The 26,409-nt window shown below is 42.3% G+C and carries 26 protein-coding genes; 18 read left to right on the top strand and 8 right to left on the bottom strand.

The genetic code is table 11. The features are described 5' to 3' along the window. Positions 1-229 precede the first annotated feature (229 nt). The 7 genes from F897_RS13800 (at position 230) to F897_RS13770 (ending at position 6,338) form a co-directional block, all read left to right on the top strand. Positions 230-1,633: an amino acid permease gene (locus tag F897_RS13800; RefSeq protein WP_005236737.1), complete on the top strand. Its 1,404-nt coding sequence runs from the start codon at positions 230-232 to the stop codon at positions 1,631-1,633. A gap of 131 nt (positions 1,634-1,764) precedes the next feature. After that, on the top strand, positions 1,765-1,998 hold the full coding sequence (gene lptM / locus F897_RS13795) for an LPS translocon maturation chaperone LptM (RefSeq protein WP_005236736.1): 234 nt from the start codon (positions 1,765-1,767) through the stop codon (positions 1,996-1,998). Between the two features lie 24 nt (positions 1,999-2,022). Then, positions 2,023-3,267, top strand: coding sequence for a diaminopimelate decarboxylase (gene lysA / locus F897_RS13790; protein ID WP_005236735.1), 1,245 nt, complete (start codon positions 2,023-2,025; stop codon positions 3,265-3,267). Positions 3,268-3,279: 12 nt separating this feature from the next. Further along, positions 3,280-4,125, top strand: coding sequence for a diaminopimelate epimerase (dapF, locus tag F897_RS13785; protein WP_005236733.1), 846 nt, complete (start codon positions 3,280-3,282; stop codon positions 4,123-4,125). 96 nt (positions 4,126-4,221) lie between these two features. Beyond that, positions 4,222-4,839: an alpha/beta fold hydrolase gene (locus tag F897_RS13780; protein ID WP_005236732.1), complete on the top strand. Its 618-nt coding sequence runs from the start codon at positions 4,222-4,224 to the stop codon at positions 4,837-4,839. Between the two features lie 26 nt (positions 4,840-4,865). Next, a complete protein-coding gene (gene xerA / locus F897_RS13775; protein ID WP_373683617.1) occupies positions 4,866-5,756 on the top strand; it encodes a site-specific tyrosine recombinase/integron integrase in 891 nt (296 codons plus the stop codon). A gap of 207 nt (positions 5,757-5,963) precedes the next feature. After that, entirely contained in the window at positions 5,964-6,338 is a 375-nt protein-coding gene (locus F897_RS13770; RefSeq protein ID WP_005236728.1) for a hypothetical protein, read from the top strand. A gap of 48 nt (positions 6,339-6,386) precedes the next feature. Here F897_RS13770 and F897_RS13765 read toward each other — a convergent pair whose 3' ends face one another. Beyond that, positions 6,387-6,881, bottom strand: coding sequence for an Lrp/AsnC family transcriptional regulator (locus F897_RS13765; protein ID WP_005236726.1), 495 nt, complete (start codon positions 6,879-6,881; stop codon positions 6,387-6,389). Positions 6,882-6,993: 112 nt separating this feature from the next. Here F897_RS13765 and F897_RS13760 point away from each other — a divergent pair, with 112 nt between their 5' ends. The 6 genes from F897_RS13760 to F897_RS13735 all read left to right on the top strand — a co-directional run bounded on the left by F897_RS13760 (position 6,994) and on the right by F897_RS13735 (position 14,360). After that, positions 6,994-7,599 (top strand): LysE family translocator, encoded by a 606-nt coding sequence (locus F897_RS13760; protein ID WP_005236724.1) that lies wholly within the window; start codon positions 6,994-6,996, stop codon positions 7,597-7,599. A gap of 513 nt (positions 7,600-8,112) precedes the next feature. Further along, on the top strand, positions 8,113-8,865 hold the full coding sequence (locus tag F897_RS13755; protein WP_004784673.1) for an electron transfer flavoprotein subunit beta/FixA family protein: 753 nt from the start codon (positions 8,113-8,115) through the stop codon (positions 8,863-8,865). A gap of 18 nt (positions 8,866-8,883) precedes the next feature. Next, positions 8,884-9,816 carry an electron transfer flavoprotein subunit alpha/FixB family protein gene (locus tag F897_RS13750; protein WP_004784671.1) on the top strand — a complete coding sequence of 311 codons (933 nt, stop codon included), beginning with the start codon at positions 8,884-8,886 and terminating at the stop codon, positions 9,814-9,816. Between the two features lie 169 nt (positions 9,817-9,985). Continuing rightward, on the top strand, positions 9,986-10,651 hold the full coding sequence (locus F897_RS13745; RefSeq protein ID WP_004784669.1) for a hypothetical protein: 666 nt from the start codon (positions 9,986-9,988) through the stop codon (positions 10,649-10,651). Between the two features lie 256 nt (positions 10,652-10,907). Then, on the top strand, positions 10,908-13,871 hold the full coding sequence (gyrA, locus tag F897_RS13740; RefSeq protein ID WP_004784667.1) for a DNA gyrase subunit A: 2,964 nt from the start codon (positions 10,908-10,910) through the stop codon (positions 13,869-13,871). A 69-nt stretch (positions 13,872-13,940) separates the two neighbouring features. Continuing rightward, entirely contained in the window at positions 13,941-14,360 is a 420-nt protein-coding gene (locus F897_RS13735; RefSeq protein ID WP_004784665.1) for an outer membrane protein assembly factor BamD, read from the top strand. Positions 14,361-14,393: 33 nt separating this feature from the next. On the opposite strand, the gene F897_RS13730 is transcribed toward F897_RS13735, so the two are convergent. Genes F897_RS13730 through F897_RS13715 form a run of 4 tightly spaced genes read right to left on the bottom strand, consistent with a single transcriptional unit; the run spans position 14,394 to position 19,197 of the window. Further along, entirely contained in the window at positions 14,394-15,485 is a 1,092-nt protein-coding gene (locus F897_RS13730) for an ABC transporter permease (protein WP_004784662.1), read from the bottom strand. Next, a complete protein-coding gene (locus F897_RS13725; RefSeq protein WP_004784659.1) occupies positions 15,482-16,624 on the bottom strand; it encodes an ABC transporter permease in 1,143 nt (380 codons plus the stop codon). Before F897_RS13725 ends, F897_RS13730 begins: the two co-directional genes overlap by 4 nt. Next, positions 16,625-17,704, bottom strand: coding sequence for an HlyD family secretion protein (locus tag F897_RS13720; RefSeq protein WP_004784656.1), 1,080 nt, complete (start codon positions 17,702-17,704; stop codon positions 16,625-16,627). An 11-nt stretch (positions 17,705-17,715) separates the two neighbouring features. Beyond that, positions 17,716-19,197, bottom strand: a complete 1,482-nt coding sequence (locus F897_RS13715; protein ID WP_004784655.1) for a TolC family protein — start codon at positions 19,195-19,197, stop codon at positions 17,716-17,718. Between the two features lie 358 nt (positions 19,198-19,555). On the opposite strand from F897_RS13715, the gene serC reads away from it, so the two are divergent. Continuing rightward, positions 19,556-20,638, top strand: coding sequence for a 3-phosphoserine/phosphohydroxythreonine transaminase (gene serC / locus F897_RS13710; RefSeq protein ID WP_005236719.1), 1,083 nt, complete (start codon positions 19,556-19,558; stop codon positions 20,636-20,638). 57 nt (positions 20,639-20,695) lie between these two features. On the opposite strand, the gene F897_RS17785 is transcribed toward serC, so the two are convergent. Together F897_RS17785 and F897_RS13705 are read right to left on the bottom strand one after the other, a co-directional pair. Further along, a complete protein-coding gene (locus F897_RS17785) occupies positions 20,696-20,836 on the bottom strand; it encodes a hypothetical protein (protein WP_004784652.1) in 141 nt (46 codons plus the stop codon). A 402-nt stretch (positions 20,837-21,238) separates the two neighbouring features. Further along, positions 21,239-22,171, bottom strand: coding sequence for a hypothetical protein (locus tag F897_RS13705; protein WP_004784650.1), 933 nt, complete (start codon positions 22,169-22,171; stop codon positions 21,239-21,241). Positions 22,172-22,419: 248 nt separating this feature from the next. Here F897_RS13705 and F897_RS13700 point away from each other — a divergent pair, with 248 nt between their 5' ends. After that, positions 22,420-22,905, top strand: coding sequence for a YaiI/YqxD family protein (locus tag F897_RS13700; RefSeq protein WP_005236716.1), 486 nt, complete (start codon positions 22,420-22,422; stop codon positions 22,903-22,905). A gap of 15 nt (positions 22,906-22,920) precedes the next feature. Continuing rightward, positions 22,921-23,814 carry a DMT family transporter gene (locus F897_RS13695; RefSeq protein WP_005236714.1) on the top strand — a complete coding sequence of 298 codons (894 nt, stop codon included), beginning with the start codon at positions 22,921-22,923 and terminating at the stop codon, positions 23,812-23,814. Between the two features lie 20 nt (positions 23,815-23,834). Here the strand turns inward: F897_RS13695 and F897_RS13690 are convergent, their stop codons facing one another. Then, positions 23,835-24,398, bottom strand: coding sequence for a PilZ domain-containing protein (locus F897_RS13690; protein WP_004784643.1), 564 nt, complete (start codon positions 24,396-24,398; stop codon positions 23,835-23,837). A gap of 26 nt (positions 24,399-24,424) precedes the next feature. On the opposite strand from F897_RS13690, the gene F897_RS13685 reads away from it, so the two are divergent. Beyond that, complete coding sequence (locus F897_RS13685) at positions 24,425-25,660, top strand: lipoprotein-releasing ABC transporter permease subunit (RefSeq protein WP_004784642.1); 1,236 nt, start codon at positions 24,425-24,427, stop codon at positions 25,658-25,660. Then, on the top strand, positions 25,653-26,336 hold the full coding sequence (gene lolD / locus F897_RS13680) for a lipoprotein-releasing ABC transporter ATP-binding protein LolD (protein ID WP_005236711.1): 684 nt from the start codon (positions 25,653-25,655) through the stop codon (positions 26,334-26,336). Before F897_RS13685 ends, lolD begins: the two co-directional genes overlap by 8 nt. Positions 26,337-26,409 lie beyond the last annotated feature (73 nt).

Raw genomic sequence — 26,409 nt, 5'->3', positions numbered from 1 at the left:
TTGGCGGATTTGTATTCTATTTTTTACATAGTTTCAGCGCTTTGACAAGAAAAATCCTGTATTCATTGCGCCTTAAAACTAAGACTAAAGATAAATGAATATTGATATAAGAAAAATAAATTAACTTGCAAGATTAGTTGGAAAATACAAATGATGCGAATTTTCTTTTTGTATTCCGGGTTTTTTACGTTAATTTGTCGCGATTAAAACTTAAAGTTGAAATGAAATAATGTCAGAAAAATATAGTCACTCATCATCGGAAGATGGTGAGCTACAGCGTAGTTTATCCAACCGGCACCTGCAGTTAATTGCCATTGGGGGTGCGATTGGCACCGGCCTGTTTATGGGTTCAGGTAAAACCATTAGCCTGGCAGGACCATCCATTCTGGTGATTTATATGATCATCGGTTTTATGGTGTTTCTGGTCATGCGCGCATTGGGTGAATTACTGTTATCCAATCTGCAATATAAATCTTTCATCGATTTTGCCACCGATCTGATCGGGCCATGGGCAGGTTATTTTGTCGGCTGGACCTACTGGTTATGCTGGATCACGATTGGTATCGCGGATCTGTCAGCCATTATCTATTACCTGCAATTCTTTAATAACGGCCTGCCATTTACTCCGGGCGAAGGCGTGCTGATCAGTATTGCCTCTATTGTCTTCATTATGGGCTTGAACCTGGCAACCGTGAAACTGTTTGGTGAAATGGAATTCTGGTTCGCCCTGATCAAGATTATTGCCATTATTGTACTGATCGCCGTAGGTTTATGGATGATCTTTACTGGCTTTACTAGTGATGCAGGTACGGTCGCTTCATTTGCGCATATCTGGGATCATGGCGGTTTATTCCCGACAGGGACTATGGGCTTCCTGGCCGGTTTCCAGATTGCAATTTTCGCCTTTGTAGGTGTAGAGCTGGTTGGTACTACGGCTGCTGAAACCAAAGATCCAGAGCGTAACTTGCCGAAAGCGGTGAACTCGATTCCGATCCGTATCATTATTTTCTATGTGCTGGCTCTGATCATTGTGATGTCAGTAACACCATGGGATCAGATCAATCCAAATGTTTCTCCGTTTGTGAATCTGTTCAGTCAGGCAGGTATTGCGGCGGCTGCAATCATCATGAACCTGGTGGTGTTGTCATCAGTAATGTCATCGATGAATAGTGGAGTGTTCTCAACCAGCCGTATGTTGTTCGGTTTATCTCGTGAAGAACAGGCACCGAAAGCCTTTGGTCGTTTGAATTCGCGCGCCGTTCCAGCGAATGCTTTGTATTTCTCTGCGATCTGTTTATTGCTCGGTGCAGCATTACAGTACTTCGTGCCGAATACGGTTGAAGCATTTACTTTGGCAACAACTTTGTCGACTATTCTGTTTATCTGTGTATGGCTGATCATTATCTGGAGCTACATGATCTATTACCGTACCCGTCCGGAATTGCATGCTAAATCCATATTCAAGTTGCCTGGTGGGTTGGTGACTTGCTGGATCGTGATTATTTTCTTTGTCGGCATGATTGGTGTGTTGTCGCTGGAAGATGATACCCGTCGTGCCTTGATGGTCAGCCCGGTGTGGTTCATTTTGCTGATTATTGGATATTTAGGCTTATATAAACAGAAACATAAATAATCCATATCAATAAAAACGTCAGCGATCTGCTGGCGTTTTTTTATGTCTGAATATACTCTCTAGCGTTTAGCGCTTTGGTCATACGGATGATCGCGTTATACTTCATCGAAAATACTCATATAGGTGGTCAGATGCGTCAGGTCATTTGCTACATCAGTTTAATTACAGTCGGTTTTGCCTTGGTCGGTTGTGGTCAGTCGGGAGCTTTACATCTTCCAAATGATCCAAACTACGATAAACGTGCCAAGTATTTACTCTATAAAAATACTGAATCTGCACCGCAAGTATCAGATGAACAACAGGATGCGCCGGTCAAGCAGCAATTTGAAGCGCCCGCTGAATCCGATTCAACACCATCTCCTTAAGACTTTCAGAGAAAGGATACATTCATGAGTTTCACCCGCATTAATGGGGTATTGCATGCTGAGCAATGTTCACTGCAACAGCTCGCAGAGCAATTTGGCACACCACTTTATGTTTATTCAAAAGCAACTTTTGAAAAGCATTATCTGGATATGGACCGTGCTTTTAGCTTTATCGATCATCAAATCTGTTTTGCGGTAAAGTCAAACTCTAATCTTGCGGTATTGAATGTATTGGCCAAGCAGGGTGCTGGTTTCGATATCGTGACTGGTGGTGAACTGGCTCGTGTCTTGAAAGCCGGTGGTGAGCCTTCAAAAATCGTATTCTCAGGCTTGGGTAAATCTGAAGCAGATATTAAAAAGGCATTAGAAGTAGGCATCGCCTGTTTTAATGTGGAATCTTATGCCGAACTGGACCGTATTCAGAAAGTAGCGGCTGAACTTAAGGTTAAAGCGCCGATTTCTCTACGTGTTAATCCGGATGTTGATGCCAAGACTCATCCATATATTTCCACTGGTTTAAAAGAAAACAAATTTGGTATTCCATCAGATAGCGTATTTGATACCTATGCTTATGCAGCATCATTGCCAAATCTTGAAGTGGTCGGGATTGACTGTCATATCGGTTCGCAGTTGACTGAAACTCAGCCGTTTGTTGATGCGCTGGATCGTGTCATTGTGATGATCGACAAGCTGAAAGACATGGGCATCAACCTGAAACACATCGATATTGGTGGTGGTCTGGGTGTGACATATAAAGATGAAACACCGCCATCGGTTGAAGAATATGCCAATGCCATGCGTCCGGCTTTAGAAAAACTGGGCCTGAAAGTTTATATGGAGCCGGGTCGTAGTATCTCTGCCAATGCAGGTGTTTTACTGACCAAAGTGGATCTGCTGAAACTAACCAATCACCGTAACTTTGCCATCATTGATGCCGCGATGAATGACCTGATTCGTCCAGCTTTATATGAAGCATGGATGGATATTCAGTCTGTGACACCGCGTACAGATGTGGAAACAAAAGAATGGGATGTGGTGGGCGCGATCTGTGAAACAGGCGATTTCCTGGGCAAAGAACGCGAGCTTGCCATTAAAGAAAATGATGTACTAGCAGTTCTTGGGGCTGGTGCATATGGTTTCGTAATGAGTTCAAACTATAACAGTCGTGGCCGTGCTGCTGAAGTGATGGTGGATGGTGATCAGGCGCATCTGATTCGTGAGCGTGAAACGGTTGAATCACTTTGGGAACGTGAGCGTTTATTGCCTTAAGGAGACTGAATAATGTTGCTTGAATTTACCAAGATGCATGGCCTGGGCAATGATTTTATGGTGGTAGACCTGATTAGCCAGCGTGCTTATCTGGATACTCTCACTATTCAGCGCTTGGCAAATCGTAACTTTGGTGTGGGTTTTGACCAGCTCTTGATTGTTGAACCGCCTGATATTCCAAGTGCAGATTTTAAATACCGTATTTTTAATGCGGATGGTTCTGAAGTTGAGCAGTGCGGTAATGGTGTGCGCTGTTTTGCCCGTTTCGTGCATGAACGTCAATTAACGACTAAAACCAAAATCAAGGTACAGACCAAAGCCGGAATCGTGGAACCTGAACTTGGTGCCAATGGCTGGGTACGAGTGAATATGGGTTATCCAAAATTCCTGCCTCAGGAAATTCCATTCGTGGCTGAAGAACCGGAAAATCTGTATGACATTGATCTAGCGGGTGGAGAGAAGCTGACGATTGATGTGGTGAATATGGGTAATCCACATGCAGTGACGATTGTTCCGGATGTGTTGACTGCCGATGTAGCTAAAATTGGTCCAAAGGTGGAATCCCATGTGCGTTTTCCGGCACGCGTTAATGCTGGATTTATGCAGATCATTGATGAAAAGCATGCCCGTTTACGTGTTTATGAGCGTGGTGTAGGCGAAACACTGGCTTGTGGTACAGGTGCCTGTGCTGCAGCAGTGTCTGGTATGCGCCGTGGTTTGTTATCTAGCAAGGTCGAAATTGAACTTGCGGGTGGTAAATTGCAGATTGAATGGAAAGAAGGTGATGTGGTCTGGATGACAGGTCCAACCGCCAATGTTTATGAAGGCCGTCTGGACTTGCGCTACTTCCAAGGTTAATCCCAACATTTATTTCTCTAAAAAGCACCGCACATAGTACGGTGCTTTTTTTATGATAGGATGAATTCCATATTTAATTGATATCACAACACTGCTATGAATCAGCTTGTGTTTTTACCGGGTGCATCAGGCAGCCAAGGCTTTTGGCAGCCCTTGTTGGCTCATTTAAAAACAGATCAATCTACAAAAATATTGGCATATCCGGGCTTCGATGGGGTAGAACCAAACTCAACTATTCAAAATCTCCATGATCTGCAGGAATTCATCACAGAGCAGATTGAAGATAATTCGATTTTGGTTGCCCAGTCCATGGGGGGAGTCCTTGCAGTTGGGATTGCCCTCGAACATCCAGAGAAAGTCAAAGGGCTGGTTTTATTGGCAACTTCTGGTGGTCTGGATCTATCACAGTTTGGTTGTGCTGACTGGCGAACAAATTATCGCGAACAGTTTAAGGCTGTTCCTGACTGGTTTTTACAAGATCAAACCGTGTTTAGTCTGGAGCAATTAAGCAATCTTGAGATTCCTGTTCTATTGATCTGGGGTGATCAAGACGCTTTAAGTACCGTTCAGGTGGGGCAATGCTTAAAGCAAAATTTGAAACATGCAAACCTGCATATAATTCAAAACGAGGATCATTTCTTTGCGGCGACTCATCCAGTACAGACCGCAGAACTGATTGAAGCCTGGCTGGAGTCAATTGAATGGAGCAAGTAAAGCTTTCTGCAAAAGACTTGCTCGGAATCTGGCTCAAAGAACGTGAGATCCAGAACCAGTCTAAACATACCTTGCAGGCCTATGAACGTGATGTGGCTGATTTTCTGGAGTTCTGCGCAGTACAACGACTGGCACTCAATGATGTGGAAGCCACAGATTTACGTCAATTTCTGGCTGAAAAAGTCGAGCAGCACGGATTAAGTTCAAGTAGCTTGCAACGGATGCTTTCTTCGATTCGCCAGTTCATGAAATGGGCAGAGCAGGCGCAGTATCTGGCATTTAATCCGGCTGATGATTTTCAGTTGAAACGTCAGTCACGTCCTTTGCCGGGTATGGTGGATATTGAAACTGTGAACCAGATTCTGGACCAGCCGGCTCCAGAAACCGAAGCGCAGCAGCAAATGTGGTTGAGAGACAAGGCGATTCTGGAATTACTCTATTCCAGTGGTTTACGTTTGGCAGAAATTCAGAGCTTAAGAATCAAGGATGTTGATTTTAATCGTCAGCTCTTGCGTATTACTGGTAAAGGCAATAAAACCCGGGTAGTGCCTTTTGGTTCAAAAGCCAAAGACAGTCTGATGGAATGGCTAAAAATTTATCCGCTCTGGAATGGTGATTTTGTACCTGACGCGAATGTATTTATCACCCAAAAAGGCAATCCGCTCGGTGCACGGCAAATTGAAAACCGGGTCAAGTTTCAGGCACAGCGTGCAGGGGTTAATGTTGACCTGCATCCGCATTTATTGCGGCATTGTTTTGCCAGTCATATGCTGTCGAATAGCGGTGACCTTCGTGCCGTTCAGGAAATGTTGGGGCATAGCAATTTGAGTACTACACAAATTTATACTCATATTGATTTTGATCGACTTGCGCAGATTTATGATCAGGCGCATCCGCGGGCACAGCATAAAGAATAGGAAAAATATAAAGTTTTCTTCCGCTTGTCGGATGATTAGGATTCATGGCATAAAACTTTCATGTATCATGCTCAAAATATGACCTGAACAGACTGTTGGAAAGATATTTCACTATTGTCTTATTTTTCAAATGGCTGTTTTCGGATATAAGTATAAATAGTAATCAATTTTTAAAAGAAAATCAGCGATCTCGATACTGGAATTTTTATGGACATAGCAATTATCCCGGATATACAACAAAAGCATGCGCAGTTAAGCCCAGCCCAAAAAGATATGTTTGCGGGTTATGGTTTACGCCAGATTAAACATTTTGTTGAGATTAGCTTGCCCACTATTGAAGCCGTTCTCCCTGAAGGAGCAATCGTGCAAGGGATTAATGCAGAAGGGAAAATGCAGGCTTATAATCCTGAAACAGGCCAGTATTATCTATGGATTTCTGATCTGCAATGGCAGACCACGCAACGAGCCAGTAAAGCTGTTGACCTGAAAGAAGATGCGCTCGAAATCTGGAATATTTTTGATCTAAAGTCTTATGAACTGATTGAACTGAGTCATGTGCATCGTGACTTTTTACAAGTTTAATGTATATGGAGGATGACTAAGGTCATCCTTTTTTATTGCTAAAATACTTTACAAGTCATCCAGCGGTAATTGAAAACTTTGCTTGATGATCTGACTGGGTAAATCTGTTTTAACACTGGTAATGCCATTTTTCTTGGTCAAATGTGTGGACTGGAATTTGCGGTAACTTTCCAGATCAGGCACCACAACTTTTAACATTGCATCACATTCACCCAGAATGATATAGCACTCCATCACCTGAGGCAGTTCTTTCATCGCCTCGATAAAAGTATCAATGGTTTCTGCATCCTGACCCACCAGCCAGATCCGTGAAAATAGAATCAGTTGAAAACCAATTTTCTGTGAATCAACGATGGTGGTGTAATTCTGGATCACGCCCGCATCTTCAAGCAATTTCACTCGACGGAGACAGGAAGAAGGAGATAGTCCAATTTCACGCGCCAGATCGTTATTCTGAATACGGCCATTGGCTTGCAAGTGATGAATGATATTTTTATCAATTCGGTCAAGTTTTACTCGCACAGATTTGGAAGATATTTTCATAAATTAGAATATAATTCGAAAAATAATACTTATTATAAAATAAATTGAAAGCCTATTTTGTAAAAATTCGTAGATACTAATTCCACTTTCCGAAGATTTAAAGGAAAAGGAAATGTCTGTATTTGCACTTTTTGCACTGACCGTACTTCCCCTGATTTTTACACCTGGACCAGATATGCTGTTTATCCTGTCTCAAGTGATGGGTAAAGATGCAAAAGCAGGCATGATGGCAACCATCGGGATCTGTTCAGGTTATCTGGTACATTCCATTTTGGTAGCAATAGGAATCGCAGCGATTATCGTGTCTTTTCCGGTATTGTTTGAAGTAATTCGCTGGTTGGGTATTGCTTATTTGCTCTATCTGGCTTGTAGCCTGTTGAAATCAGTATTTAGTAAAAACTCAATGAAAATTGAGAAAAAGACCACTGCTAATCCAGTGAAAAAAGGCTTCTTTACGGCCTTACTCAATCCTAAAGGCATGCTGATCTATTTTGCGATCTTGCCGCAGTTTATTGATAAAAGCGGAAATACAGTGAGCCAAGGCTTAATTCTCTCTTTTATTTTTATCGGCATGATTTTCATTGTTTATTGTGCTCTCAGCATTCTGTTCAGCAGAATTACCCGCAATACACAAATTGATGAACGTAAACAGAAATGGGTTGATGGCACCTCAGGTGGTTTACTTGCCCTTGCTGCAAGCTGGTTAATTATTAATTAAGCAATGGTGTATTTTAAAAAAGCATACTGCTCCCAGTATGCTTTTTTTATATTTATAGATTGATGACAACCCAATTTTTAGACTTGCCCAGCAAAATAAAGCGGAGTAAATTGAGCAGATATGCAGAATAAATCCTGACTAATTTCGCTTTATGTCCAAACTGACCAAAGCGGTCATTTTTAAATATAAGTCATTTTCCACAAATCTAAGGACAGATTTGTACATTTAATAAGCAGAAATCAAAAGTTCTGATGTGTTTCATCAAATAAAAACATAATAAAAATCAAAGGTTAAATTTTATTAAATATTAATAAAATTCATTGTAATAAATCGATACGGATTAATTGTGAACGCATCGTTCAAGGAAAATTACGCATTTTTACAGCTCTTTGTTGAATTGTGACTTGACCGAAATGCCGTGCACATTGCAAGATAGGGCACCTAAAAAATTTAAGTGAAGAGTTATTATAACTTTTCTCAACATTTACATTTGCTAAAACAGCCGAGGATTACATGAAGGCTCTTGTTGCTGTAAAACGTGTGGTTGATGCCAACGTTAAGGTTCGCGTTAAGCCGGACAACAGTGGTGTTGACTTAACAAACGTTAAAATGTCAATTAACCCATTCTGTGAAATCGCGGTGGAAGAAGCGGTTCGTTTAAAAGAAAAAGGAACTGTTTCAGAAATCGTTGTTGTTTCTATTGGTCCTAAAGAAGCTCAAGAACAAATCCGTTCTGCAATGGCGCTTGGTGCTGACCGCGGTATTCTGGTTGAAGCTGATGACAGCCAATTAGGTGCGCTAGAAGTTGCTAAAATTCTAAAAGGTGTTGTTGAAGCTGAACAACCACAATTGATCCTTCTTGGTAAACAAGCAATTGATGACGACTCTAACCAGGTTGGCCAGATGCTTGGTGCACTTCTAGGTGCAGGTCAAGGTACATTCGCTTCAGAAGTTAAAGTTGAAGGCGACAAAGTACAAGTGACTCGTGAAGTCGACGGTGGTCTACAAACTGTTGAATTATCACTTCCAGCGATCGTAACTACTGACTTACGTTTGAACGAGCCACGTTATGCAGCTCTTCCAAACATCATGAAAGCGCGTAAAAAACCGCTTGATACTAAGTCACCTGCAGATTTCGGTGTAACTACTACAACTAAACTGAAAACAGTAAAAGTTGAATCTCCTGCAGAGCGTAAAGCTGGCGTACAAGTGAAGTCTGTAGACGAACTTGTAGAAAAATTGAAAAACGAAGCGAAAGTGATCTAATACAGAAGGATAAAAATCATGAGTATTTTAGTAATCGCTGAGCACGACAACAAAGCACTTAACGCTGCTACTTTAAACGTTGTTGCTGCGGCGCAAAAAATCGGTGGTGATATCACTGTATTGGTTGCTGGTTCTGGCGCTCAAGCAGTTGCTGATCAGGCAGCTAAAGTTGCGGGTGTAAGCAAAGTTTTACTTGCTGACGACGCTGCTTATGCAAACCAACTGGCTGAAAACGTAGCAAAACTGGTTGCAGAATTAGGTAAAGGCTACAACCATATCCTTGCTGCTTCTACTACAACTGGCAAAAACATTCTGCCACGCGCTGCTGCACTTCTTGATGTCAGCATGATCACAGACATCATCGCTGTTGATTCTGCAAATACATTCAAGCGTCCGATCTATGCAGGTAACGCGATTGCAACTGTTGAGTCTTCTGAATCAGTAATCGTTGCAACTGTTCGTGGTACTGCATTTGATGCGGTTGCTGCTGAAGGTGGTTCTGCTGCGGTTGAAGCTGCTGCTTCTACTGGTGATGCTGGTATTTCTAAGTTCATTAATGAAGAAATCGTTAAATCTGAACGTCCTGAATTGACAGCTGCTCGTATCGTGGTTTCTGGTGGTCGTGGTGTAGGTTCTGGTGAGAACTACCACAAAATCCTTGATCCACTAGCTGACAAACTTGGCGCTGCTCAAGGTGCTTCACGTGCTGCAGTTGATGCTGGTTTCGTTCCTAACGATATGCAGGTTGGTCAAACTGGTAAGATCGTTGCACCTGACCTGTACATCGCTGTAGGTATCTCTGGTGCGATCCAGCACTTGGCAGGTATGAAAGAATCTAAAGTGATCGTTGCGATCAACAAAGATGAAGAAGCTCCAATTAATGCAGTAGCAGACTACTGGTTAGTAGGTGACCTGAACACTGTAATTCCTGAATTGGTTTCTAAAATCTAATTTCTGAATCAGTTTCAAAAAAACGCTCCTTTAGGAGCGTTTTTCTTTTTTTTAATCTAAATAATTAATCTAACTAACAAGTCGTCCATTTCTGACTCGAAATTTTGGCTATTGTATATTTTGTGTTAATATTAAGCTTTTATTAAGCTTGCCATTTGGCGGAGTGTTCGTGAAATTTGATTTTCAGTTACCAGTCAGTATTTTGGTAATGATGATCTGCTGTTTGATTTTCCCTTTTCTCCCGAGTCTGCACCTTCCTTTGTTAGGAGGTATGACGGTTACAGCAGTTGAGTCAATTCAAGCATTAATGTTGTTTGGTTTTGCCGTATTTAGTTTTTTCTATATCCGTCCATTTGAATTAAGTAAAGGTCAAAAACAATTTTGGCTCTGGTCAGTTGCATGGTGGATTATGCTGTTTGGTAGAAGTACCAGCTGGGGACGTGACTATTTCCCGGAAGTGCCAAAAATCTATTTCCGTGGTATTTCGGTTCTTGTGATTGCACCCGTGGTGTTTATGCTGTTTTTAGCACCTTTGCGTCAAGAAATTGCTTATAAGTTTAAGCATGTATCACTTCCAATTTGGGCACTCATATTAGCTTTCATTGGCTTGCTGATGTCTGATGGCATTGAACATAATCGGTTTTTTATTCATTTTATTTTTACAGATTTTATCTATAAAGATTTGATGGAAGAACTATACGAATTTCCGCTTATTATCGGCTTATTCCTGGTCGCTTATCCATTAATGAAGCAAGATTGTACTGTGACAAAATCAACTAGTCAGGTCATAGCTGAAGATGATTTGTCCGATATAGATTCTAAACTTCATATTTAAGTGACTTGCTTTTTTAAAGAAAAAAATGAACCTCTGCAAGCAGAGGTTTTTTAATATCAAAATATTGTGAAGTGATTAAAATTTCTACTAAAAATCCTGTGGATAGTTGGGGCTGAAACAGGTAAATTTAGCCTAGATTATGCTATACTGTACGACTAAATTTTAATATTGGTTCAGCTTTTTTTGAGCCGATTTATAGCTGGATTTACGACATATAAATGCAAGCCAAATTTGGCTTGTAGAATAAGGAGTATGCATGAGCGTATCGGAAATTAGACCGATTGCCATTGAGGATGAACTCAAGCACTCGTATTTAGACTATGCAATGAGCGTGATTGTTTCACGTGCCTTGCCGGATGTACGAGATGGTCTAAAACCTGTTCATCGTCGTGTGCTTTTCGCAATGCACGAATTGGGCAATGACTACAACAAAGCTTACAAGAAGTCTGCCCGTGTTGTAGGTGATGTCATCGGTAAATATCACCCACATGGTGATTCTGCTGTTTATGAAACCATTGTCCGTATGGCTCAGGACTTTAGTCTGCGCTACCAATTGGTTGATGGTCAAGGGAACTTTGGTTCGATCGATGGCGATAGCGCTGCGGCAATGCGTTATACCGAAGTTCGTATGCGTAAGCTGACCCATGAATTATTGGCTGATCTGGAAAAAGATACAGTTGACTGGGAAGATAACTACGACGGTTCTGAGCGTATTCCGCAAGTCATGCCAACCCGTATTCCAAACCTGTTGGTGAATGGTGCGGCTGGTATTGCAGTCGGTATGGCGACCAATATGGCGCCACACAACATGACTGAAGTAGTGAATGCATGTCTGGCTTATGCAGATAATCCGAATATCAGCATCGAAGGATTGATGGAATATATTTCCGGTCCAGATTTCCCGACAGGTGGCATTATTTACGGTAAGTCAGGCATCGTGGATGCCTATCGCACCGGTAAAGGCCGTTTACATATTCGTGGTAAATATCACTTTGAAGAAGATGCTAAATCTGGCCGTACTACGATTGTCTTCACGGAAATTCCTTATCAGGTTAACAAAGCGAAAACGATTGAACGTATTGCCGAGCTGGTCAAAGAGAAAAAACTTGAAGGTATTTCTGAACTCCGTGATGAATCGGACAAGGAAGGGATGCGTATTGCGATTGACCTGAAGCGTGGTGAAAATGCTGAAGTCATCGTCAATAACCTGTTCCAGAATACACAGTTAGAAAATTCTTTCAGCATCAATATGGTGTGTCTGGACAACGGCCAGCCGAAGTTGATGAACCTGAAAGACATCATTGCGGCATTCATCCGTCATCGTCAAGAAGTCGTGACACGTCGTACCATGTACGAACTGCGCAAAGCACGTGAACGTGGTCATATTTTAGAAGGTTTAACCGTTGCTCTGGCAAATATTGATGCCATCATCGAAACCATCAAAACTTCTGCCAACCCGGCTGAAGCGCGTGAGCGTTTACAGGCAGGTGAGTGGGCAGCAGGCGGTGTGGCAGCCTTGCTCGAAAAAGCAGGTGCTGTTTCTGTACGTCCGGACGAAATTGAAGGTGAAGATCCAGAGCGTCCATTTGGTATTGATGGCGATGTGTATCGTTTATCTCCGACTCAAGTTAACGCGATCATGGAACTGCGTTTGCACCGCTTGACCGGTCTTGAGCAGGATAAACTGCAAGCTGAATACTCTGAAATCTTGGGTCAAATTGCTGAATACACAGCCATTTTAAATGACTTCAACTTATTGATGAACGTCATTAAAGAAGAGCTAGCATTGATTCTTCAGCAATATGGCGATGCACGTAAAACAGATATCGTTGAGTCTCGTATCGACTTCTCTCGTGAAGATCTGATTCCTGAAGAGCAAATGGTTCTTACGGTTTCAAAAACAGGCTATGCGAAAACTCAACCATTATCTGACTATGCTGCTCAGCGTCGTGGTGGTCGTGGTAAGTCTGCAACCAGCATGAAAGAAGATGATTACATTCAGCATATGGTGGTGACGTCGAATCATGCCACTGTGCTTTGCTTCACCAATGTCGGTAAGGTTTATCGTCTGAAAGTTTATGAAGTGCCACAAGCTTCGCGTGGTGCTAAAGGTCGCCCAATGGTGAACTTGTTGCCATTGGATGACAATGAAACCATTACTGCTATCTTGCCAGTAATTGATGCACCGAAGAAATTCAAAGAACGTCTGGCTGACTTCAAAGCATTCGTGAAGACCAATGCTGCTCAGCTTCAAACCAATGAAGTGATTAACAGTCACTTTGCTGCATTAGAATCTGCACTTGCTGAATCTGAAGATGGTGCAGATGATATTTCTGATGCACTGCGTGTTCAGTTGAAAGAATTGGGCTTAGCGCTTTCAACCACTGATCTTGATGATGACATCATCAATGACTTTGCTCAGCAGGCTGAAGCTGTTCGTAAGAACTTCTATGTGTTTATGGCGACTGAGTACGGCACGATTAAACGTGTAGAACTGGAACAATTCTCGAATGTTCGTTCAAACGGTTTACGTGCGATTGAACTGAATGGCGATGACACCTTAATTGGTGTTGCGATTACTGATGGTGAACAACAAATCATGTTGTTCTCGAACGAAGGTAAAGCAATTCGTTTCGCAGAGACTGACGTACGTTCAATGGGTCGTTCAGCCAAAGGTGTACGCGGTATGCGCGTGACCATCGGTGCTTCTCAAGTTGAAGATGTCGAAGATGTAGATGTTGAATCTGATGATGAAGATGCAACTGAAGCTAACTTCATTAGTCGTATCGTATCTCTAGTGGTTGTACCTGAAACCGGTGAAGTGCTGTGTGCTTCTGCAAATGGTTATGGTAAACGTACCCCAGTGGATGACTTCCCAACCAAGAAACGTGGCGGTAAGGGTGTGATTGCTATCAAGACCTCAGAGCGTAATGGCGAACTGGTCGGTGCAGTTGCGATTGACGCATCTAAAGAACTGATGCTAATTTCTGATGGTGGCACACTGGTTCGTACCCGTGCTTCTGAAGTGGCACAGACTGGTCGTAATGCACAAGGTGTTCGTCTGATCCGTCTGGCTGAAGATGAAAAACTGGTCGGTGTAGAAGCGATTGAAGCAGTTGAAGATGAGTTGGAAATATTGGAAAATACTGAATCTGCAGCTGATGATGTAACTGATGCACAAGAAGCTGAAAAAGATGATGACAATACAGTAGAGGAATAAGTTCTGCTACTGATGAAAAAGGGCGCTTCGGCGTCCTTTTTTACACATCGACTAAATGAGAGATAAATAATGAAGACCAGATTGATGCTTTTGACCGCAGCTATTGCACTTAGCGGCTGTAATAATGCAATGGACAGTATGCCCGATCCGAGCCCTGGGCAGGAAAAGGCTGCGCAAGTAGCTTATGAAGATTTGCGTGATGGAAAATATGACGAGTTTTTAGCTCAGCTTGAGCCGAAGTTGCAGGCAGAGTTTCAAAACAATGAAAAAATCATGAAGCGTTTTTCACGATCAATTCCGCAAGGTGAATATAAGTCCAAGACTATCATGAGAAAGAGCTTCGAGGAAAATAACGGCAAACCGAGTGAATACAAGGTCAGCTATGAAATTGCCTATCCAAAAAACCTGGTTCAGTATGATGTGAGTTTTGACCAGCCGAATGGCAGTACTAAAATCCGCAACTTTAATATTCAGGTATTTGGTGAATAATTTTCAATGCGAATAGCCTGAGTAAATCCGGATTTAAGAACGTGGGCGTAGCCGATAATAGCCTAAGCTCATACAGATGATGCCGATCACCAATAGATAAGCAAGCTTTCCTAGAACCATATAAGTAGGCACCCCCATCTGATTGAGTTGAATAAACATCTGCACGATTTGGGTCGAAGGTAAGGCTTGCCCAATGAGTTGGACCCAGACTGGCATGGCAGCATGCGGCCAGGCGACTCCTGAAAGCATAAAGAGCGGAATCGAAGTAAAAACAATGATATGACCGGCGCGTTCTGGCATGTCCAGAAAGCTGGCAAACAAGGTAGTAATCCCAATCATGCAGAATACAAAGATGGGTACAGCGAGCAGCATGCCCCAAAAATTTCCGCCACGGGGATAATCAAAATACCAGAAAGTAAAACCAAACAGGTAATAACAGCCCAAACATCCAATGGTCAGAATCGCCAAACTGATTCCGAATAAGGTGGTTAAATTAATCCTCTGTCTACTTTCCCGATACAGCGCAATCAGCATACTGAGGCCAAGAAAGATCGTCTGATGAATGATCAACGGTGCAACAGCGGGAAACACATAGCTACCATAGCCAGAGAGTGTATTAAATAATGGAATCTGGTGAATGGAGAGTGCAGGAGAGAAGTGTGAAATCTCGCTAAAGCGTTCCGCATATTCGCTTAAGGTATTTTCTACTGAAGAGACCAAGCCCAAACCAATCTGTTTGGTAATTAAAAAGTTAGCAGCACTTAAATACAGCCCAATCCCGCCATTTTCACCGTGCCGGATAGATTGTGAAAGATTATCTGGTAATAATAAAATCCCATCGGCTTTTTGAGTTTCCATCCAGTGTTTAGCTTCAGCAAAATTTCCAGTCACCGCCTTGATTTGTACATTAGGGCTTTGGCTGACATGACTGATAATGGTATTGGTTAAAGCACTTTGCTCTTCGTCAACAATAATAATCGGCAAGGCTTCTGCCTGTTCTGCCTTATATGCGGTCGGATAGAAAAAGCTGTAAAACAGAACTGATAAAATCAGCGTGGTAAAAATACTGGTATTGCTAATAATGTCTTTGAAAGTTTGGCAATAAGCTTTCCAAAGTGATTTCATGCTGACACTCCTTTGGCTGTTTTTTTGAGAAAGACATAGGCCAGTACAGCATAAAGCAAGACATAAATGATGAGTACGAATATCGGTTGCAGTGAAAGATAGAGCGGACTGCCAATCACCCACTGCTCCGCCTGTAATTTGGCATAGGGTGTATAAGGAATAATATTGGACCAGAACTGGGTGAATAGTGGAGCATTATTAAGAGGTAAAGTTACCCCAGCAAAACTGAGCGATGAACCACCATAAACTGCTAGTAGACCAAAAGATTTGGTTAGGTCCTGAGTAGCCAGAACCACAGCACTACTGATAAAGGCATAGGCACTATAGAACAGTATTTGAGCCAGAAGAATTAGCCATAATGACCCGGCAATAAACCAGCCGCGAATTTCGACCAGCCAAAACATCCAAGCCCAGGTCCATAAACAAAAGATTGCTACATAAACCAGATTTTTAGACAGCAGTGCCGACCACAAGTTTTGTTGGGCAATCCAATGACTAACAGTATGCCGTTTAATTTCCTGACCCACAGCAAAAGCCACACAGCAACATAACAGCAAGTGCAAAATTGCCGGCACCATATAAGGCTCCAGATAAAATTCATAATTCAGCTGTGGGTTATACAATGGGGAAATTTTAATATTCGGTGTAGGTGCATCCAGATAGGGGAGCGTGTTGCCTAGATACTGCTTACCGGTAAACTCAGCCAGAGCCTGCAAGGTGCTAAGTAGCATAGCCGAAGAAATGGTATTACCGATACTAAAATAACTCTGATTAAAAGCAATACTAATTTCAGCATCCTGAGCTTTGACCAGTCGTTGCTCGGCTCCGGTAGGAATATGAATATAGCCCCAGATTTTATTTTCGTTTAATAATTTTTCGATTTCGACCGTTTGATCAGAAACGGTATGCACGTGTAGGGTATGATTCAAAGATAAATGATCATAAATCTTGCTGCTCAGGCTACTTTGATCCTGATCAATAATGGCGATTGGTAGATGATCCGGTTTGCCTTTGGCAAACATGCTACCAAGTAAAATCAGAATACAGGCAGGGGCGAGCAGGACTAGAGCCAGATCCCATTTCTCTCTGCATAAATAGCGTATTTCACGCTGAATACCCGCCCAGAATCCAGAAGCCATTTATTTTGGCTCTTTCAATTTAAACAGCACGCTCATGCCGACTTTTAACTCAGGCATTTCAGTGACTGGCACAAGATGAAATTTAAAACTGCGGACATCATAACCGCCGGTTTGGCGCGTGGTTTTAATGGTGGCAAATTCACCTTCAGCACTAATATTTTTTACTTTAAAAGTGGCTGATTGATTCAGTGCCGGAATAAAACCTTCAAGCTGTTGCTGTTTACCTAAAGCGGCATATTGGTCTTCACGAATATTCAGGCTAATCCAGCGTTCTGCCGAGATCAGGCTGACCACTGGCACTGCGGTTGCCACCAGTTCAGTGGCATTGCCATAGGTTTTGGAGACGGTACCATCAATCGGTGCCAATAATTCAGTTTCTGCTTCTAGTGCATTGGCTTCAGCGACTGCTGCACGGGCTATATCGACCTGAGCATCTGCAGAACTTTTCTGTTCTGGTGTACTGCCGCGTTTAGCCCGGGCATATTGTTGATACGCAGCTTCTGTCATTTGCGACGCAGATTGTGAAGCTGCAAACAGTTCATCTCGGCGCTGGCGGGAAATAACGCCTTCCTTAAATAGATTGGCTCCACGTTGATAGGAAGTCTTAGCGAGTTGCTCCTGTGCTTTTAGTGACTGCCAGTTGGCATACAGAGAAGCGATATTTTCTTCCTGAGAACCACGTTCTGCGGTGGACTGAAGTGCTAATGCAGACTGTAAAGTAGCTAAAGCCTGCTGCTTTTTCGCCTCAATTTCAGGACTATGCAATTTCACCAGCGCCTGGCCTTTCTTGACGTCATCGCCTTCCTGCACATAAATCTTTTCAATCCGGCTTGGAACTTTAGTGGCCACTTGAACCGTCTCTGCCTCAACCCGGCCTTGTAGCTCGATTTCTTTGGGTTGATAGGTTTTCCATAGGCCAAACCCAATCAAAGCAAGAATCACTGGAATTAAAGCTAAAAGCAGATATTTTTTGCGCGATTTTTTTTCTGTGCTTGCAGGATTATCTGGCTCTGATTCACTGTAATTGATTTCTGAAGCCGGTTCATCAACAGGATGTTCTGGCTTTTGCTCATCTGTCATGTCTGGCTCCATTAACGAATATAGTGGGTGTTGGCGTGTTGCATATAGTTTGGAAATTCAACAATTGAGCCATGGCTCTGTAATAAGGTCGCGAGAGATACTACATATTTATAAGCGTTTAATGCCATTTCTGCCTTTAAACTGCTGAGCATGTTTTGGGCATCGATGACCTGAGTGGCTGTCCCGACATCTTCCTTAAAGGATAATTCCTGAATACGCAGATTTTCCTGAGCTGCTTTCAGATTCTGCTGAAGTAGAGCATCACTTTGCTGGGCGCTGACTGCTTCACTAAATGATTTATAAATCAGGTTTTCAATCTCCTGCTGGGTACGCGCCGTCATGAGTTCAGCGGCATAGCGTTTTAGTTCAGCAGCCTGAATATTCTTGTTTTTATCAATACCTGAGAACAGATTATAACGTGCTGCAACCCCTACAATCCAGTTTTGATGTTGATCCAGACTATATTCACCAAACGCAAAAACATTTGGCTTTTTAGCGGCCTGCTGAGCTTTGACATTGGCTTTGGCCAGCTCGGTATCCATCTGCATTTTTTTGATCAGAGGAGAGTTCTGGCTAAAACTGCTGAGCAGAATATTCACATTTTGTGGTTCAGCACGATTCACAAACAAAGGTGTGCTTAGCTCGGTGATATTGCTATCCAGCAACAGGTTATTCAGCTGAAATAGGGCAGCATTCAGATTGGCTTGGGCATTTTGTTGTGCGCGTTCAGCATTATTGCGTGCTACTTCAAACTGCATGCGCTGGCCTTTGCTAATAAAACCCTGCTGTTCCAGTTTTAGGGCATTACGATAATGTTGTTGCATGGCATTTGAATTAAAAAGTGCCGAATCCAGTAACTGTTTTTGTAGTTGAACATTAAAGTAAGACTGAATCAGCTCAAAACGCTGCGTATCCTGTTGCTGCTGATTGCTAAGTTTGCTACGTCCTGACTGAATATTGGCAATTTCTTTGGCACTACGGGTGAGGCCTCCGGTATATAGTGGCATCATCACGGAAACAGTGGGACGAATCACCTGATCTTCAAGGACTACATTAGACGTATCCGGAATCAGACCTACTCCGCTATGAATAGTATTGTTGAGTCCTTCCCGCAGTGGATCGGTAATACCTGCGGGTAGATCCACACCATTACTGGCTTCCCACTCATTAAGCCGGCCATTTACACCTTGAGAGAGTGAATTTTCCAGATTATTTTTAAACTGCTTTAATGGAATATCGACTTTACTATGAAAGGCATAGGCACGAACATTCAGGTCAACACGAGGTAGGCCAATACCTTTAACCGCTTCTGCTTCAAGTTTTGACGCTTGCTCCAGACTTTGAAAAGCCTGGCTACTATAGGAACGTTGCAACAATTGTTGTTCTGCATCCTGAAAGCTGATGCTTTGTGCATAAGCAAAACTGCCATACATCATGGATGCAAGCACAGTCAGACCCCAGCAGACACATTGTTTATTTTTCTTCATATTCATAAAGTGGTAATGTAAAAGTCACATTAATTCAGTCTAAGCTGCATTATAAATCAAGTGCTTGCAGTGCAGGGATGGGTTAAGTTGTAGTATTGTTGTAATTCGAAGCGATTTACTTCTCCAGTTTCAAGTTGATAGTTCTAAGCATTGAATGAGATTGAATATTTTTACCTAGGCAATTTCTCATAAATGAAATCACAAGGTTAGGGTAAAAAATCAAAGGTATTCAAATTATCCTCCGAATCTAGATTGGTTTTTTGACTCTATCTTCATTCTTGGATAGAAATAATTTTGTGCAAGCGGCGTCCAGATATGGTTAAATGCCATCATTTTATTGTGTTTCACTCTGAAAGGAAAAATCATGCGCGCGTACAACTTCTGTGCTGGTCCTGCTGCATTACCTACTGCCGTACTTGAAAAGGCTCAAGCTGAAATGCTTGACTGGCAGGGCAAAGGTCTTTCGATCATGGAAATGAGCCACCGTAGTGCAGACTATGTTGCAGTTGCGGAAAAGGCAGAAGCAGACCTTCGCAAGCTCATGAATATTCCTGAGAACTATAAAGTACTGTTCTTGCAGGGTGGCGCATCTTTGCAATTCTCGGCAATTCCATTGAACCTGCTGGGTAAAAACAACAAAGCTGACTATATCCGTACCGGTATCTGGTCTGAAAAAGCATTGAAAGAAGCTAAACGCTATGGCGACATCAATGTGGTTGAAGCAGGCATTAAAACTGAAGATGGTAAATTGGCGATTGCTGATCAAAGCACTTGGAATCTTTCTGATGATGCTGCTTATGTGCATTATGCAGATAATGAAACCATTGGCGGTCTGCAATTTGCCCATGTGCCAGAAACTGATAAGCCACTCGTATGTGATTTCTCTTCAAGCATTTTGTCTGCACCGATTGATGTTTCTAAATTCGGTCTGATCTATGCCGGTGCACAAAAGAATATTGGCCCTGCAGGTTTGACACTGATCATTATTCGTGAAGATTTGCTTGATCAGGCAAAACCTGAAATTCCAAGCATCCTGAAATATGCAGATCAAGCGAAAAACGGTTCGATGGTCAACACACCATCAACTTATGCGTGGTATTTATCTGGTTTGGTATTCGAATGGTTACTGGAACAGGGCGGTGTAGAAGCGATTCATAAAGTGAACCTGCAAAAAGCTGAATTGCTCTATGGCTATATCGATTCTAGCGACTTCTATGCAAATCCGATTGCCAAAGAAAACCGTTCAATCATGAATGTTCCATTTACTCTGGCAAATCCTGAACTTGAAAAACAGTTCCTGCAAGAAGCAAAAGAAAACCATTTACTTAACCTTGCCGGCCACCGTTCAGTAGGTGGTATGCGTGCCAGCATTTACAATGCCGTACCGTTAGAAGGTGTACAGGCATTGGTAAACTTCATGGATGACTTTGCTAAACGCAATGCTTAATCCTTGAGAATTAAAAAACCCGGCAATTGGCCGGGTTTTTTTATCATTTAATTCGGGTTAAAAAACAAAGTTATGTAAGATATAGCCGCAAATGAGCATACCCAATACGAAAAATAGGCATGACATCATATCAAGCTGATAACGCGAGCCAAGATGATGCTCAACCTGCTGTAAATTTTCTTCTTGAACGATTTTCATAGATATTTATTATCCGATCTATTTATCGTAAATGATTATTTGTTGATCGTATTTTTACCATAAAAAATTGATTAAATAAAGTACATTCTTAACTAAACTTCATAAAGTATTAATTTTATTTAAATAACTGGCCTCAATATATTCAGAAAAATAGAATTATTATATTAAGTCATTATTTTTATGATGTTTTTAATATGATTATTCAGTTTAAGATAACATTGAAAATGAATTTGTTTGAATTTAAATCTGTGGATAAATCTATTTTCAATGAATTCAAAATCCATTAATTCTAATTTTAATTGTGGATAAAAAATAATCAGAATTGAGAGGATATCGCAGTAAAATAAATAAAAAAACAGGAGACTCATATAAAAATATGAGTCTCCGATCTAGATATTCAGCTTAAGCTGCTTTTCGATAGATATTGGCCTGAATCCACAGATTGCCCCGAATATATTGACCAATCTGGAAATCTTTATGCTTGTCATTGCGGGTGGCTACACGGATCAAAGTAGCCGGCTGGCCTTCATCATGAATCAGGGTAACATCATACAGCGTGTAATCCTGATCCATAAATTGCATTGAAGTTTTACCGACAATATTGCCCTGGAACCAAGCTTCATCTTCCTGACCCATGGTCTCACCATACAGATAAGCGACCATTTTGGAGAAATCGACCGTTACCGGTTCTTTGTCTTCTTCAGACTTTGGCTCCCAGGCATCAATCTGTTCCTGTAGGTTATCTGGTGCAACACCATTATTTTCCGCAAGAATTGCATTCAGGGCACGGTGATGTTTGATAGAGGCAGGATCATCCACGACTAAATGTTCGTGATCAGTCACCACTTCCAGTTCATAAGCCCAGGCATTTAAGTTGACGATATAAGACTGGTCTTTTTCATAATGCGACCGGTTGACGCTGTACAGCGTATCAAAGGCATAGATGATATTGTTGGCACCCAGATTGAGACGCAACACAGCTTGGGTATCGGATTTACAAGAAATAATCCGGTCAATCGTGGCTTTTACCTGGTAGGGACTGTCAAAGCCTGGGAATGCGGTTTTCACAGCCTGTGGCTTGTTATTTTCTACGGCAATCACTTGGCTTAATTGTACCGCAGCTTTGCTCGGTCCCTGAATCAGCCAGGTGGTTTCATCCATATCGCATTCTTGTGTACACAAGCCCATCGGCATTACAGGTGCATCAAGGGCTTTGCCTAACCATTGGGGAACATCTGTGCCTGGGTTTTCAGTAAGCAAGGTCCAATGTTCGACATGACTACCGAAATTTTGATCATCAATAGTGATGATCTCTGGGCTATTCTGTTTTTTCATATGCACAATTGATCTTGGATGACTTATTTATAGTTAATCGAGGGTCATTGCGATTTTTCAAGTCACTCGAATGAATTTAAAAATTAAAATGCAAATCATGTGAAGTCAAATTTTTTTAGATTGTGGATAGATGACTCATTTAATACGGCTGAGTTGAGTATTTAAAGACCAAGATATTCAGAGAAAGAGCAGTTTTAAGCATCAACCTGCATCCTCTGATTTGTTACACTAGTCCAAATTTCTCCCTTATGGAAAGCTGTGTGTTGCCATTCAAACTTTGGGTCGATGCAGATGCATTACCTCGTATTCTGAAAGATGTGATTATTCGTGCCTCCGATCGTTATCAGCTTGAAGTCACTTTTGTGGCTAATCAACCGGTAGGAATTACCCCGTCGATTCGCATTAATTCTATTCAGGTCATGAGCGGGGCAGATGCGGCAGATCAGGAAATTATCGATCGTATGAAAGAGCATGACATTGTGGTGACGCAGGATATTCCTTTGGCTGCTCAAGTCATCGAGAAAGGCGGTATAGCGATTCACCCGCGTGGTGAAATCTATACAGTGGCCAATGTCAAAGCACGTCTGCATTTACGTGATTTTATGGATACCTTGCGTGGTGCTGGTGTACAAACCGGGGGTCCACCGCCGATTTCTGAACGTGATAAGCGTGAGTTTTCCAGCTCTCTAGATCAGACCATTCAAAAACAGAAACGTAAAACTGCGATTAAATAAAAAACGAGATCAAGTATGCCCCCAAAAAGTAACCTGATGTTGACCTATGCCTTGCTGGTTTTCATCTGGTCCACCACACCACTGGCGATTGTCTGGAGCGTGGAAGACTTGCATCCGATGTGGGCATTGGCGATCCGCTTCTTTTTGGCCTTGCCTCTGGCCTTAGGATTATTGTGGTTATTTAAAACCAGATTACCGCTTGACCGTGTTTCCCTGCATAGTTACTTGGCAGGTGCTTGCAGTTTTATCGGCTCGCAAATTTTTACTTACTGGTCTACGGATTATTTAAGTTCCGGTATCATTGCATTAATGTTCGGCTTGGCGCCCCTCATTTCAGGCCTCATTGGGCGTTTTGTGTTTCAGATGCAGCTTTCCCTGAATCAATGGCTAGGAATGGGAATTGCTTTAACCGGACTTTCTGTGATCTGTCTAGGCGATGCAGATCAGCATATACAGCCAATTGGAATCGTGATCGCTCTGGTTGGGGTGTTAGTTTATTGCGTATCCATGTTCTGGGTGAAGAAAATCAATGCACCTATTGATCCTATGGCACAGGCGGCCGGTTCGATTGGTTTGTCAGTCGTTTTCTCTATCGGTATGTTGCCATTTATCTGGCAATACGCACCCACTGCTATGCCACATGCCAAGTCCTTATTTGGTCTGGTGTATGCGGTAATTATGGCTTCGCTGATTGCGATGTTCTGTTATTTCAAACTGGTACAGAAAATTAAGCCAACCACCTTATCTTTAACTACAGTCCTGACACCGATGCTGGCCTTGCTGGTAGGCGTATTATTGAATAATGAAAAATTGCCGCTCATTGCTTTGGTGGGTATAGTAATTTTATTGTTCGGCTTAGTGGTATATTTCGCTAAAGAAATTAAGGCGAGCTATAAAGCCCGCCTTTAATAAAAAGATAGATGCCAGTCTTAAGCAAAGCTGGCTTTCACACATTCGCCCAGTTTGACGCGATCCTGAGGGTGCAGGGTAATAAAATAAGCGCCCGTACGATATTTTCCGTTTTCTTCTGCACGACTGTAGGCCACCTGAGCGGTTGCAGCGATGTGGAAGAAGTTTTCTGGGTGACTTAAAGTCACATGCAGATAGGTTCCTTCACTAATCGGCTGATCACTCAAGAAGCTAAAACCAGTCTCTGAAAAATTCACATGTTCCGGTACAGGTAACATGCTTTGTACAATTGCGTCATACAAAGAACCGGTAATAAGGTTTAATTTTTGGTTGAATAAGGATAAGATTCGAGCAATTTGTTGATCTTTTTCAGATAATTGTTCTAATTCGTAGTTAACAGCATGATCAAATTGATCTAGCTCTGCAAGTAGTAGAAAATAGCGGGGCAATACGAAATTAGCATCGTAAGGATCATTCAAGGCAACATCATCGGAAATAATCTGATAATTGATTCGTAAAGCAGCATCGATTCGAGACATGACTCGTCTTTCAGTGAATCCGTTTGGATGCTGTACATTTTCCATAATTTATTACCTCGGACTAGATGGTTATGTTCAAACCAATCTCGCTGTATATAGGGTTGAAATATACTCGCGCACGGCGTAGTAACCACTTCATTTCTTTTATCGCATTGGTCTCAATGATCGGTCTCACGCTCGGTGTAGCAGTCCTCATTACAGTTTTGTCTGTCATGAATGGTTTTGACCGAGAGTTGAAAAATCGCGTCTTGGGGATGGTTCCTCAAGCCACTGTTTCTTCGACGCAAATTCTAACAAATTGGCCTGAACTTGCAAAGCAGATTGAGCGGCATGAACACGTTCAAGGTGTGGCTCCGTTTACCCAGTTACAAGGGATGCTCACGGCTCAAGGGCAAGTTGCCGGAATTATGGTCAGCGGGATTGAACCAAAGTATGAGAAGAAAGTTTCGATCATCCAGAACCATATGGTCGAGGGTAGTATTGATAACCTGAAAAAAGGTGAATTTGGGATTGTTTTAGGCAAGCAAATGGCAGATGCCATGGGCGTAGGCTTGAATGATAACATTACCTTGGTTCTGCCTGAAGCGACGCCTTCACCAGCGGGTGTCGTACCCCGTTTTAAACGCTTTAAAGTGGTCGGGATCTTCAGTATTGGTGCAGAAGTTGATTCGATGATGGGCTATATTGCTCTGAATGATGCTTCAACCTTGTTACGTCTGCCAGATGGTGCACAAGGCGTACGTATGAAGCTGGATGATATTTTCGCAGCACCTCAGGTTTCTCAGGAAATTGTGCGTGATTTACCGGGTAACTTCTATGCCTCTGACTGGACTTATACCCACGGTAATCTGTTCAGTGCAATCCAGATGGAAAAAGCGATGGTTAGCTTATTGTTATTCCTGATTGTTCTGGTTGCAGCATTTAATATCGTATCTTCACTGGTGATGGTGGTCACAGATAAAAAATCGGATATCGCAATTTTACGTACTTTGGGTGCTTCACCTACCACGATTACCCGAATCTTTATGGTTCAAGGTACTGTGATTGGCGTGATCGGTACCTGTGCGGGTGCCATCCTCGGGATTATTGCCGCCACTAGCATCAGTAGTTTTATTGGCTGGTTAAACAATTCACTGGGTCTGAATATGTTTGATGCCTATTTCATCAACTATTTACCTTCTTATCTGCGCTGGCAGGATGTAGTTGTGATTGTCGGTCTGTCACTTGCCTTAAGTTTCCTGGCAACTATTTATCCAGCATTCCGTGCTGCTAAAATTCAACCGGCGGAGGCATTGCGTTATGAGTAATCTGGTTCTAGATGCCCAGAATATCGAGAAATCTTTTACAGATGGAAAATCTACGGTTGATGTGATCAAAGGGATTTCATTACAGGTAAAGGCCGGGGAATTTGTTTCTATTGTTGGTTCAAGTGGTTCCGGTAAAAGTACCTTATTGCATATTCTGGGAGGATTGGATCGTCCTTCTGCCGGACAGGTGATGGTCAATGGCCGCCGTTTTGACAATTTATCTGAAGCAGAACGTGGCTATGTCCGTAACGAGAATCTGGGCTTTGTATATCAATTCCACCATTTATTGCCAGAGTTTACTGCGCTGGAAAATGTCGCAATGCCATTGATGCTGCGTAAAAGCGTCAAGTTTAAAGAAGCCAAACAGCAGGCAGAATACTTGCTGGAACGTGTTGGATTATCGCATCGTTTAATCCATCAACCTGGTGAACTCTCTGGTGGTGAGCGTCAGCGTGTAGCGCTTGCACGTGCTGTAGTCACTAAGCCGAAGTTAATGATGGCAGATGAGCCAACAGGTAACCTGGATCGTAAAACAGCCGATAAAATCTTTGAGTTGCTGACTGAATTACGTAGTGAATTCAATATGGCTATGCTGATCGTGACCCATGATGAACAATTGGCACATTCGGCAGACCGGATTCTACATATGCGTGATGGTCTATGGATGAATGACTAATTGCAGGAATAATCTTCTTTAATTGAAGCTCACTTCGGTGGGCTTTATTATTGCTTGCACATAATAATAAAAA

This window comes from Acinetobacter variabilis, assembly GCF_000369625.1.
Lineage (GTDB): Bacteria > Pseudomonadota > Gammaproteobacteria > Pseudomonadales > Moraxellaceae > Acinetobacter > Acinetobacter variabilis.
The sequence above is the reverse complement of the archived record's forward strand: the minus strand, read 5'-3'. Positions and strand labels throughout refer to the sequence as shown.